Origin of the sequence: Rhodopirellula maiorica SM1 (assembly GCF_000346295.1) — a bacterium.
GTDB classification, from domain to species: Bacteria; Planctomycetota; Planctomycetia; order Pirellulales; family Pirellulaceae; genus Novipirellula; species Novipirellula maiorica.
In genome coordinates, this window is the sequence record NZ_ANOG01000504.1 from 1 (window position 1) to 12,977 (window position 12,977).

A 12,977-nucleotide genomic window follows, 5' to 3' on the forward strand; every position below is an offset into this window, starting at 1 on the left:
GCAACCGAAGTCAATAGAAACAGGTCGCGCAAGAAGAATCTACAAATCAGCCAGTGGCATTGGGCGGGCGGATGTCGGGGCGATATAAAACGCGAGGCGACGTGCGGTTATTGACGATCGATTGCTAGGGGAGAGTCAATCATGGAGCAAGCTGAATTTTTAGCGATGGTCGTCGACGACGAAGAGATTCCACGTCAAATGCTGGAATTTGCGCTTGGCTCGGAAGGTTTTCGATGTCTCGGTGCGGGCGATGGCACGCAAGCGATGGCTTTGCTAGGAAACCACTCGTTTGATCTGGTGGTTACAGATATCCGAATGCCGAATATGCATGGGCATGCATTGGTTGTCCAGTTGCTCGAGCGTGATCCCCCGCCGGTGATTGCGGTTCATACCTCGGTCGTGGAGCCTCGGATTGTCAAGGATTTGATGCGGCGTGGGGTCGATGACATCGTTTTCAAGCCGACGGACTACAAAGCGTTTGCGGCGAAGATGAAAATGTTGGTCTCGCGGCGTCGCATTGCGATGGCCAACGCAGCGTCGCAGGCGAACGACGCGACTTCCGAGAATCTCGCGGGGACCAAATCAAACGAATCCTCCTCACGTGAGCTGCCGGATCGCATTTCGATCAACGACAAACTTGACGACGTCTTTGCCGCATTACCGATGTCGCCTACCTCAATTGAAATCTACCAATTGACACTCGACAACGAGGTCGAGACCCGCGAGATAGTCGATCGGATCGAGATGGAACCATTCTTGGCGGCCGAAATATTGCGGCTCGGCAACAGCAGCCATTACAACCCGAGCGGTCAACGGATCAGTGATCTTATTTTGATAGTCAATCGGATCGGACGTCGACGCATTGGGGAGCTGGCGCTTGGGGCAAGCGCCTGCAATACATTGAAGGAACGCAGCTTTTCAGGGTTGGATGCGGAATTGCTCTGGCGCCGCAGTACCGCGGCGAGCATCGCAGCCCAGATCTTAGGGGATCAGCGTGAGCGAAGTGAGACCGCGGGACTTGTGCTCGGTGCGGTCATGCATTCGCAAGGCCGCGTCGGTTTGTGCACTGAATTTCCGGAAGAATACGCGATCATGACCGACATCGCAAAGCACACCGAGGCGTCTTTGAGTGACATCGAACGGCGAATTTTTGGATTGACACAATCCAAAACTATGTCGCAACTGCTCGGCCGTTGGAACATTCCTTCAGAAATATCATGGCCGCTGAGTGAATTGGAAAGTTCTTACGCTCAGATAGCGAAACTCGAACCGAGACGTCGCGATCAAGTCGAAAGCATCAAGCTTGCCGTGTTGGTTGGCTGGATCGCGGCTGGCGATTGGGAACCATGGGATGTTGTCGAGTTTCCGTCGAGTGAATCGATTCAACGCTTGAATTTTCATTCGATCACGTCGGTCATCGATGCCACGCGGCGAGAACTTGGACGAATCGCGTCACTTTCGGAGCATACGCCATCAACCCATCGTGAAACTCAACGTGTTGGCTACATGCGATTATTGACGCACGGTTTTGACTTCTTCGCTGAAATGTTGCCGTCGTTAGGACTCGCTCCTGTTTATTCGTCACCCGAGTCTCAACCACGCGTGATCATTAACGCGATCGGTGCCGGCGCATCCCAGGCTGATCTGAGCGGATTTGATCGCGAGCGTACCGTCGTGATCTGCGAAGAAGCTGGCGTTCCCCACTGGCACGCGTATCACCACATCGTGAAATTAGGTGAAACGCACGGCAAATTCGAACGTATTTGTCACGGTCCCGACATGGCCTCGGTCGAACCAGTGAGTCACTAGCCTGCTTGTTCACACGCCGGCGTGCTTGTCAGCGGTGCCCCAGCTCGCAGATTCTAGTACATCTTGGCTGATTTTTAACTTCCGTCCCCCGTAATCATGGCCTAGTGTTCGTGGGGGGACTCTGCGTCAAGCATTGCAGCCCCCCTTAGTTCATCACAATTATCGGGGCAAACGATGATTCCAACGCCGAGCGATGGCCAACAGGCAATCGATCTCTACTTTGACGAGCGATCTCGCGATCGGATCTCTCGCTGGTGCTTGATTTTGGTCTCGGGTTGCTGGTTAGCAACCATTTTAAGCTTTGCGGTATGGATTACCGCTTACGGATTCAAGGTCGACACGAGCAATCTTGCCAACACGGCTGCGAACTGGCCGTCGGATTCATCGCTGACGTTCACCTCGGATCGCCCCAGCTTGCTGCTCTTTTTGCACCCGAAATGTCCATGTTCTAAAGCGACGTTAACGGAACTGGAAACAATTCTCTCGAATGGGCCCACCGTGATGAAGACGGAACCAAACGTAGTGGTGGTAGCCAGTGTGCCTGGAAACGCCGAAACAGCGTGGGCCGACACTTCGCTGATCAAGCGTGCGGCTCAGCTTGCCAACGCGAATCTGTATATCGATAGCGACGGAGTGGAAACCGCCCGATTTGGGGTGACGACCAGCGGAACGGTTATGCTGTTTGACAACCACGGCAAGCGAGCGTTTTCGGGTGGCATCACAATTTCACGTGGTCATGAGGGACGCAGCATCGGCGGCGAATTGCTACAAGATCGTTTGGTGTTGGCGATGCAAAACGGGCCACGCGTGGACCGCGATGGCGCAATTCAATCGCCTCCGGTCTTCGGATGTGCGCTGTGTACGCCGAGATTGCCGATTGCAAGTGATAACCAATCGCGATGCTGTTCTGAGGCGGTCGCATGGTAACGTCGTCTACAACGTTTTCATGTCCGGCCGAGGATCCTTCAACGCAACCCTCGTCGAAATACAATGCATCGGTTCGCGCCCATTTCGACAAACATGCAGCAGCGATTTTTCGCCGAACCGATCGCATGTTTGCGGTGCTGATGGTATTGCAGTGGATCGTAGCCATTGCAGTCGCATGTTGGTTCTCGCCAAGCACGTGGGACGGCGCCCAACGCAGTCTTCATCCGCACATGATCATGGCGATCGTCGGCGGCGGTGTATTAGCGAGTCTGCCGGTTGCGATGGCCATTTTTTTGCCGGGACGAACGATGACACGCCACGTCATCGCGATCAGCCAAATCTTGTTTTCTAGCATTTTGATTCATCTGTCTGGCGGTCGGATCGAAATGCATTTTCACATTTTCGGGTCGTTCGCCTTTCTGGCGTCGTATCGCGATTGGAAAGTGCTCGTTGCCCCAACTGTGATTGTCGCTGCAGATCATATGGTCCGTGGCATCTGGTGGCCCCAATCGGTCTTTGGTATCCCCACCGCATCGCACTGGATCTGGATCGAGCACACGATATGGGTGCTGTTCGAAGAGAGCGTATTACTGATAACGATCCGTCAGAGTGTCAGTGAAATGCGATCACTTGCCGTTCACACCGTCCAACTCGAAGACGCCACTCAAAAAGCAGACGATGCCAACAAGGCCAAGAGTGAATTCTTGGCCAGCATGAGCCACGAATTGCGAACGCCGCTTAACGGTGTGATTGGGATGACCGAACTACTTGCGGAGTCAAAACTCAATGATCGTCAGCAGCGTTTTGTCCACGCCTGTCAATCGAGTGGTAAATCGCTACTAAAATTAATTAGCGACATACTTGATTATTCAAAGATCGAAGCTGGTTGCATGAAGCTCGAACAACGTCCCTTCGATCTACGTCAACTGTTGGATGATGTCATACTCAGCATGCCGATTCGCTTAGATGGCAAAAGCATTAAGCTGACTTCTCACCTCGACGATGTTCCGCCCCATGAGGTAGTCGGGGACAGCCATCGGTTGCGGCAAGTCCTGCTCAATTTGCTTGGCAACGCCATCAAGTTCACCGAGCAAGGCGAGATTCGATTAGTCGTCCATCCGCAACGTCTCGAAGCAGACGAGGTTGTATTGCTGTTTTCGATCGAAGATACAGGGATTGGCATCCCGTCCGATCGTTTGGAAAGTCTGTTTGAATCATTTTCGCAAGTCGATAGCTCGATCAGTCGCAAGTACGGCGGAACGGGACTGGGGTTGTCGATTGGAAAATCCATCGTAGAGAAAATGAACGGCGTGATTGGCGTTGAGAGCGAAGAGGGTGTCGGATCGCGATTCTGGTTTACCGCGACATTTCGTTATGCTGCCGATTCAAGCGAACCGCCGGAAGCAGATCCACCGACTGCTGACATAGCGAACAGCGAAACGACGAACCCCAACCCAGAAACCGAAGTGTACGAATACTCAGCTTCCTCGAGCCCCCGCATCTTGTTAGCAGACGACAATTGCGTCAACCAACAAGTGGCACGTGAAATTGTGATCGGATGTGGATGGCAGTGCGACGTCGTTGATAGCGGCATCGACGCACTCCGGGCGCTTGCTTCGCAACGTTACGATGTCGTGTTGATGGATTGCCGCATGCCGTTGATGGACGGATTTATGACGACCAAAGAAATCCATAAGCGAATCGCCGACGGGCGAATTCACTCGCGTCCTGCGATTGTCGCCTTGACCGCCAATGCGGTCCACGGCGACCGAGCACGATGTTTGGATGCCGGAATGGACGATTATGTCAACAAACCTTTCGAATCGACACAGCTGAAACAAGCTGTCAGCCGATTGCTGCCTTCACAACATTGTTGATCAATCAAACGTTGTACCGGAGCGATGAACGACCTCGCCCACCCTGCAACGTTTCCGGCACGACACCGCCAGATCGAAGCGTACAATACACGGATTCGCAACTGGACAATGCATTTCGCGGATCATTTCAATTTGAAGTGGCTTAGGAAAGGCTCAGAACCAAACACGAATCCATATGTTTTTCACGACAATTCGCGAATAAACTGTATTAGAATAGCTACGATGTTTCTGACGAGTAGCGATCGCGTCGGTGGTTAAAAGGATGTAACGACAGTGTGCATTCGCAAACTTTTCACCTCTTGAATGTTTTTTCGATTTGGGTCAGCAGTCCACCGAGTGGTCGGGATTTCAAGATGCACGAAGAACAAGCTGCGGGCGGCGGTGAATCGGAGGCTACGGGAATTCCTCCCGAGCCATCACCTGATGTGCCCGTCGATGACCGATTTTTGCTGCAGGCGTTGATGGACCACATTCCTGACAGCATCTATTTCAAAGATGCCAAAGGTCGGTTCATTCGAATCAATCAGGCCAAGGCGGAACGCTCGGGACTCTCCACCACCGACGACGCCGTGGGCAAGAGCGATTTCGATTTTTTTGATCACGATCATGCCCGCAAAGCCTTGGCCGATGAAATGGATATCATGCGGACTCGCCAACCGCTCATTGAAACCGAAGAGCACTTGATTTGGTCGAGCGGACTGGAACGCTGGGTGTCCACCACAAAGCTACCGCTGCAACGACAAGACGGCGAAGTCGTAGGCACCTTTGGTATTTCGCGGGACATCACCAAGTTAAAGCAAACCGAACGTGCGTTGGGGGCAGCGAAAGAGGCAGCGGAGACTGCGAATCGGGCGAAGAGCGAATTCGTTGCCAACATGAGCCACGAGATTCGCACACCGATGAACGGGGTGATCGGGATGGCTGAATTGTTGCTCGATACCCATCTCAATCCGGTACAGCGAGAGTACGCACAAGCAGTGCTCGAATCCGGCGAAGCTCTGTTAGGACTTCTGAATGATGTGCTCGACTTCTCGAAAATCGAAGCGGGCAAAATTGAATTGGATCCCACGCCCTTTGAAATCCGTGACAGCATCGGCTCGATGATGAAATCGCTAGCCGCGAGAGCGCATCACAAAGGGCTCGAATTGGCCTATCATTTTGATTCCAATATTCCGGAGATGGTGGTTGGTGACGTAGGGCGACTGCGTCAGATTCTGATCAACCTCGTTGGCAATGCGATCAAATTTACCGATGCGGGCGAAGTAGTGGTCGATGTCCAGGTCGCGCATCATGGCGTTAGAACGCCAAACGACCAGACCATCTCACTAAAATTTGCGGTGTCCGATACGGGGATCGGAGTGCCTCAGGACAAACTGGCCAGCATCTTTACGGAGTTTGAACAGGCGGATAAGTCGACCACGCGAAAATATGGTGGCACGGGTCTAGGATTGGCGATTGCATCGCGCTTTGTCGAACTGATGGGAGGACGATTGTCGGTTCAAAGTGAACTCGGACGAGGGACGACGTTCAGTTTCGTCATTGATCTGCCCATTGGGGCACCGCGAATCGCCAACAAGACGGAATTGGATCTCGAATCCATTCGCGGACTTCGCGTGCTGGTGGTCGATGACAATGCGACGAATCGTCGCATTTTGCTTGAGACGCTGTTGAATTGGGGACTGCAGCCAATGGCAGTTTCAAATGCCAAAGACGCATTGCAGCGAGTCAGAAGCGAAGTTGAAAACGGCACTCCTTTCCATCTGGTCATTTCCGACGTCAACATGCCCGAAACCGACGGGTTTGACTTTGTCGAATCATTGCGGCACGACCGCGAGCTCGCCGGAACCACCGTGATGTTGTTGACGTCAGCGATTCGGTCCGGCGACGCGATACGTTGTGACCAATTGAACGTCGCCACCCATTTGATGAAGCCGGTCAAGCAGTCCGAACTGCTGCGGGCCATTTCGCATGTGGTCGGACGTCAATCAATCGAATCGAGTTCACCCGAATCCGATACGGTCGGTTCCGCCACCGCCGCCGATTCGTCATCGCTTGACAGTATGCGTGTGTTGCTTGCCGAGGACAGTTTAGTCAATCAAAAGGTTGCCTTGGGGTTAATGCGAAAATGGGGGCATTGCGTAACCATTGCCCAAAATGGAATCGAGGCGGTCCAGATGAGTGGATCACAGGAGTTTGATTTGATCTTGATGGATGTCGAGATGCCCGAAATGGATGGTCTCGATGCGACGCGTGCAATCCGCAAACGCGAACAGAAGCAAGCGAGCCACATTCCCATCATCGCCATGACGGCTCATGCGATGATCGGAGACGAGCAGCGTTGTCGCGAAGCCGGTATGGATGCCTACGTCGCCAAACCGATTCGCCAGGAATTGCTGCTGCAGGCGATGACGACGTTGTTAACCAATAACGCTCGCTAAATCAGCGACTGCAGATTCGCTAGCGGAGCGTCGCTGCATTCATAGAAAGGCTATCGCTTGGCATTGTGGGTGACCGCTAGTTTAGAAAAGGTGGCCTGTGCCCCTTCGGATTCGTCACCTTCGTTGTCTTGCACGTACACTCCCGCTTTGAAATAGAACGTTTCATCGCCCCATCCCGAATTGCTGTCGATGATGTCCTGCGATTGCGATTCGCCGTTGACCGTGATGGTCAAGAGTCCATCGTTCAATTGAAATTGATAAGAAATCGCAGTGTTAAATTCGATGTTAGGAAACGTCAATTTTTTGTCTTTGCCCGCCGTCGGGCTCACCTTGACCAAGGCTTCGATCCGGTTTTTGAAATACTGTAGTTTCACCAAAGGTTTAGCTTTGCCAGTGTAACTGTGGATTTGCCCGATGATCACCTTTGAACTACTGGGAATTTTGCTGATTCGGCACTCGGCGTCCAGAATGTGAGTTCCTTGAGCGGTCCAATTAACCGAGGGGTCGCCGGGATCAAGCATCTCACGAAGCTCGGATCGTGGATACTCAGTGCCTTCGGTTTTGGCTCCAGTGACCGGACACCAAAAAGTGACAGAGCCATTAGCGTTCTTCTTGAAATACGAATCGTTGTAACCAGAAACAAGTTTCGTTACCGGAATCTCCGTTGCTTTTCCATCGGTGGATCCCGAAGCGTCCACGGGCAGGGTTAGTTTCCAGCAATTTAGATCGATGTCACCATGATCATCGGTCGGTACCACGCGCACGTCGGTTGGATCGGCAGCGTGACCAGGCCCGCTAACGACAGTGCCAAAACCGCACGCGACTAATATCAGGCAGGCAAACAGATCATTTCTCATGGATTGCTTTCGAAACACGAGCCGACGTCTTTTTTCCAATCGTTCTCTTTACTCCGTCCGAACACGGATGGGATACCGTGCCCTGCCATTTTTCGAATTGGGGGTGAAGGTCCAATTCGACACAACTTCAAATGTCGTTCGTCACGATATCTCGGTACCGCTATCGAAATATCCAATAAAGGATGGCCATGACGATCATCAACAGCGTTGACAGTAGACGTGGATCGCCCAAGCGGCTTTCACCAGGGATCTTCAAGGCAGCCCACGGCGGATCCCAGGCTAATTCAGAGCCACGCAAATCACCACTCTCAGCGGCGACGTCCGGCAACAATCGACTCAGCAGCGTCTGGGCGACCATGCAAGTGACGAACAGATAAAACGCCATCATCATGAAGCCACCGGGCAATTGATTCAGGGGTCCATCGGGGACCAGTGTGTTGGTTGCGAACACCGCGATCCCTAACACCGATCCACCGATCAGCGTGATGGCTGCGGCACGCGAGCTTGCACGACGCCAAAAGACACCTAACACCAAGACAGTGGTGATCGGCGGGGCGATGTGAGAGATAATGCTTGCCATGCCATTAAAAATGCTCTCGAACATGTTCAGAGCCGGCACCAATGACACTGCAATAATCAACGCGATACCGGCCGAAACACGTCCGACGCGGACGAGTGCCTTATCATCGACCGCCGGTTTGAACCGTTTGACGATGTCATAGCTAAATAGGGTCGAAATGGAGTTGAGTGCTCCCGAAACCGTGCTCATCAGTGCGGCCATCAAAGCGGCCACCAACACGCCACGTAGCCCAAGCGGCAACAATTCCGTAATCATGCTGGCGTAAATCCCTTTGGACTGCACGGCTCCGTCGACGGTGATCAACGACAAATCCAGACGCCCGTCAGTGAACAGCGCCCATGCGAGCAGCCCGGGAAGAACAAACAAGAACACTGGCAGGATCTTAAGCACTCCGGCAAAGATAGGTCCCTGACGAGCGTGCTGCTCATTCTTGGCACCAAGCACTCGCTGCACAATCGTTTGATCGGCACACCAATACCAAATCCCCAACACAGGATAGCCAAGCATGATCGCGTACCATGGCATATTGTCCGCGTCGCCATGAGGTCGCAACATTGACAGCCGTTGGCCTTGATCTTCGCGATCGAGAATCGTCAGCAGATTTTGCCAACCATCCCATCCTCCCGGCGATTCCACGGTGCCACCGAGTTGCCATAATGCCAACCCCGTGATCAAAACCGCGCCGCCCAGTAGCACAACTGTTTGTATACATTCGGTCACCACGACGGCCAACAATCCGCCCACGATCGTATAGATTCCGGTCAGTACACAGAGCACGACGATGCTGTACATCATCGGAATCTCAAGCAATTCTTCGAGGATGATGCCTCCGGTTAACAACGCGAAGGCAATATGAATCACGATCGCTGTCAAAATGGAAACGAACGCCAAGCAATCGCGGCAGACGCGGTTGTAACGCCGCTCCAGAAAATCGGGCAGCGTTGCGATCCCTGAACGGATGTAGAACGGTGCGAAGAACAGCCCGAGCAATACCAGCGTAAAGCCGGCCATCCATTCGAAGTTTCCATTTAACAAGCCGGTGTCGAAACCGTTTTGCGCGAGACTGACTAAATGCAACGTGGAAATGTTGGTGGCAAACAGGGACAGTCCGATGCTGGCCCAGCCAAGACTTTTGCCCGCCAGGAAGTACTCACTGGCTGCGCCTTGCTTCTTCTTATGCAGCCAGGCGGCAAACAATCCGATCGCCACGATACCGACCAGATACCCCACGGCAACAAGGATGTCGATGGTGCTGAGATGAACGTGAACACCGGTCGAGAGGTGCTCGGAAGTATTTTGCAGACTTGCCATCGGCAAGGAGAGAGAAGACATCGAGGATTGAATCACTGAGCACGAGGAGCGAAAGGGCGGCAGGGATGTGGCGAGCGGGCGGCGAGCACGCCCGGTACGTTATCGGTATCGTTTCAAATTTTGTTGTTTTTATCCAGTTGGAGTCTGTTTTAAACGCCCCGGCAACGAAGGTCGACATGGCCTGCGTTGCTCGAAAATTACAGTCGCTCGAAGATTGCAATAGTACGCCTTGCGACTACGGTTTCGAAGCTTCCATCGCATCGCCGGACATCAGTGCGTCCATCTCCTCTTCGCTAACCGGCTCTCGCGGCGGCCGATTGGAGGTATCAACGACACGATTGCCGCCATCAGAGCATCCCAACAAGAAAGGTACCAACAAGAGTGAATAGAGCCAAACACGCATTTTTACTTCCATTCTATTTAAAAGCCAAGTGAAACTGAAATAATGCTGATCTTCTTTGAGTAGAAAGATCGATCTGGTGCCGTTACTAAAATTCGCCGTCGATGACTTCGTGACTGGCACGCGTTCCCAAAGCGCCCCATAAACCGTAAGGGCTTTTCGATCCGGCGGCTCGGTGAGGATACAGCGTCGTATTCGCGTTTTTCCAAACCACGCCACTCTCTCCGACGACTCCGTCCTGACTTCGCCCGGATTCAATTGAATCCGTTATAAATTTCACCGCCCCATCGGCCATCAAGACGTGCGCCCCGCCCTGATGCCGGCTGCTCGCTGGATAGATTCCATCCCACGCGCTGTTGATTCCCCCGCGTGCGCAGACTTCGCTATTGGGCGGCAGAATTGTATTCATCTGACTGTATCCAGGGTCGGCACCCGCCCAACAGTAGCCGCGTCCCCATTCCGCCCAACTCGAGGTGCTGGTGGCCCAAAATTGCGGACGAGCTGCATCAATTTGCGGACGGCAAGCAACTGGGTTTTCGCCCGCGGCGGTGCTTCGTCTCGGATGCGTGGTAATGTGTTGGTCCCCTAGATCCGTGTTGATCTCAGCCATACAAACAGTATTCGCGAGTCCGTCTAAGATGTCGCGGAACTTGTACGACATTTGAATCGCAAAACATCCTCGCGCAGCAGCCCGCGGCCGCGTGTCGTCTCGTCCCGCACTCTCTTTCGTTCCCAGCCATGGGCCGGTATGCATATGGTCGGTCGAATCTCCGTAGCAAACCGCGTAGTTGGTTCGACCACCCGCAGGCAAGCCGAACCCGGGATCGCTGGGGCATCGCAATGTGGGCATCTCCGTAAACCAAGGCGTGTAATCTTCGGTATACGAATCTTCGTTGCCCACTGCGACCCACGGAACAATGCCGTAGGCCGGAAAGCTGACGCCATTGATCACCGATGGATTGCTGATTTGTTCCCACATCGCCTGCTGCTCAATAAACGGCAGAATGCCAACAAACGCACTCAGACGCTCGTGTTGATACGTCCGTTCTTGCCACCAATTTTGTCCGGCAGGTAGCACTTTGCTTCGCGGTCCAGTGCCGTGCCTTGGGATCGCATTGAAGGCGGCATGATAATTGTGAATCCCCAAACCAATTTGCTTGAAGTTATTGCTGCAACTCATCCGTCTCGCGGCCTCGCGCGCCGCTTGAACGGCTGGTAGCAAGAGCCCCACTAAAACCCCAATAATTGCAATGACAACGAGCAGCTCCACCAGCGTAAAACCAGTTCGACATTGTTTTGCATTCATTTTCGATCTGCCTAAAAAAAACAGGAAATTACGTGCAACTACCCGGACGCTAGGGTAGCGTATTTCGCCTAAGCCGCCGTTTAACAGTGGCTGACGTTACGCTATCATGGGGGTTTCCAAAACCTTGTCGAGGAATATTTGCGACATCAGCATGCTGAATTGCGACATCTGACGGCGGAGCCTCGCTGCCTAGGTGCAGCGAGCAGACTATTGAATCTGTGGGAAGCATTGTCCCGAAAAACACAGCACTACGCCGAAACCCAATGCTTCCCACGATCTATCACGACTAGCGATAAACCATACGTTTCCATCCTAAATGAAATCCAAGTCCCGCCCGAAAGTGGCTCTAATCGTAGAAAGCTCACGTTCCTATGGACGGAACTTGTTACGTGGAGTTGCATCCTTTGCACAATCGCGGACGAATTGGTCGCTGCTGCACCAGGAAATGACACTCGACATGTCGTTGCCTGGATGGTTATCGTCACCCAATATTCAGGGAGTGATCGTTCGTGCCGACAGAGGAACGATCGGTTCTCTGCGTCAATTGCATGTTCCGCTAATCGATGTCCGTTGCCACGAACACTTTGATGGCGTTCCACGAGTTGAAACAAACGACCAATTGGTTGCCAAGTTGGCGTTTGACCACCTTTGGGATCGTGGGTTTCGGCGATTCGCATTTTGCGGATTTCAACACGCTCACTACTCGGCGACACGCCTTTGTTTTTACAAGGATCTCGTCGCCGGTGCAGGCTGCCCGTTGTCTTACTATGAAACGCCCAGTCGCCGCGAACTGCCGTTGACGCAAATCGAACAGTCCGGTGTCAATGACGAGACTCAGTTGTCCCTGTGGCTCCAGTCGCTGCAACCGCCAACGGGGCTTTTCGTTTGTAACGATATTCGCGGCCAACAAGTGCTCAATGCTTGCCGCACGCTGGATATCGCTATTCCCGACGACATCGCAGTGATCGGGGTGGACGATGACGATGTGATTTGTCCGTTGACCGATCCACCGCTATCAAGCGTTCGCCCGGATGCAGAAAGGGTCGGATACCGGGCCGCTGAAATATTGCAGCAGATGATGAATGGCGGTGCGGCGCCCGCATCGATCGAATACGTGCCACCCACGTCCGTCGTGCAACGCATGTCAACTCAGGTGATTGCGACCGATGACCGCGAAGTCGCGCGGGTATGCAAGTACATTCGCGAGCACGCCTGCGAGGGAATCGATGTGTATGACGTTGCTGAGTTTACGACCTTGTCACGCCGCCAGCTCGAACGTCGTTTCCGCAGCGAACTCGGCCGCACCCCTCACGAAGAGATCATGAAGGTCCAGATTTCAAGAGTCGAAAAATTGTTGCAAGAAACCACGCTGACGCTTGAGCAGATAGCGCCCTTGGCCGGGTACAGCCATAAGGAACACTTAAGCAAGGTCTTCAAGCGTTTAAAAGGCAAGAGCCCAGGTGAGTATCGCC

General features: G+C 53.2%; 9 protein-coding genes. 5 read left to right on the top strand and 4 right to left on the bottom strand.

Annotated features, from left to right (window positions below; genetic code table 11):
- Window positions 1–141 precede the first annotated feature (141 nt).
- The 4 genes from RMSM_RS15985 (at window position 142) to RMSM_RS16000 (ending at window position 7,051) form a co-directional block, all read left to right on the top strand.
- Window positions 142–1,809: an HDOD domain-containing protein gene (locus RMSM_RS15985; protein ID WP_008698164.1), complete on the top strand. Its 1,668-nt coding sequence runs from the start codon at window positions 142–144 to the stop codon at window positions 1,807–1,809.
- Window positions 1,810–1,983: 174 nt separating this feature from the next.
- Window positions 1,984–2,736, top strand: a complete 753-nt coding sequence (locus RMSM_RS15990) for a hypothetical protein (RefSeq protein WP_008698167.1) — start codon at window positions 1,984–1,986, stop codon at window positions 2,734–2,736.
- A complete protein-coding gene (locus tag RMSM_RS36985; protein ID WP_008698169.1) occupies window positions 2,730–4,613 on the top strand; it encodes an ATP-binding protein in 1,884 nt (627 codons plus the stop codon). Before RMSM_RS15990 ends, RMSM_RS36985 begins: the two co-directional genes overlap by 7 nt.
- 353 nt (window positions 4,614–4,966) lie before the next feature.
- On the top strand, window positions 4,967–7,051 hold the full coding sequence (locus tag RMSM_RS16000; RefSeq protein ID WP_144057691.1) for a PAS domain-containing hybrid sensor histidine kinase/response regulator: 2,085 nt from the start codon (window positions 4,967–4,969) through the stop codon (window positions 7,049–7,051).
- Window positions 7,052–7,101: 50 nt separating this feature from the next.
- On the opposite strand, the gene RMSM_RS16005 is transcribed toward RMSM_RS16000, so the two are convergent.
- From RMSM_RS16005 to RMSM_RS16020, 4 genes are all read right to left on the bottom strand, one after another.
- Complete coding sequence (locus tag RMSM_RS16005; protein WP_052031658.1) at window positions 7,102–7,908, bottom strand: polysaccharide lyase family 7 protein; 807 nt, start codon at window positions 7,906–7,908, stop codon at window positions 7,102–7,104.
- 160 nt (window positions 7,909–8,068) lie between these two features.
- Window positions 8,069–9,820: a sodium:solute symporter gene (locus RMSM_RS16010; protein ID WP_236622166.1), complete on the bottom strand. Its 1,752-nt coding sequence runs from the start codon at window positions 9,818–9,820 to the stop codon at window positions 8,069–8,071.
- Between the two features lie 214 nt (window positions 9,821–10,034).
- On the bottom strand, window positions 10,035–10,202 hold the full coding sequence (locus tag RMSM_RS40985) for a hypothetical protein (RefSeq protein WP_008698180.1): 168 nt from the start codon (window positions 10,200–10,202) through the stop codon (window positions 10,035–10,037).
- An 85-nt stretch (window positions 10,203–10,287) separates the two neighbouring features.
- Window positions 10,288–11,505, bottom strand: a complete 1,218-nt coding sequence (locus tag RMSM_RS16020) for a DUF1559 domain-containing protein (RefSeq protein ID WP_008698181.1) — start codon at window positions 11,503–11,505, stop codon at window positions 10,288–10,290.
- A gap of 382 nt (window positions 11,506–11,887) precedes the next feature.
- On the opposite strand from RMSM_RS16020, the gene RMSM_RS16025 reads away from it, so the two are divergent.
- Window positions 11,888–12,977 (top strand): AraC family transcriptional regulator (locus tag RMSM_RS16025; protein ID WP_236622167.1); only part of this gene is annotated, 1,090 nt, incomplete at its 3' end.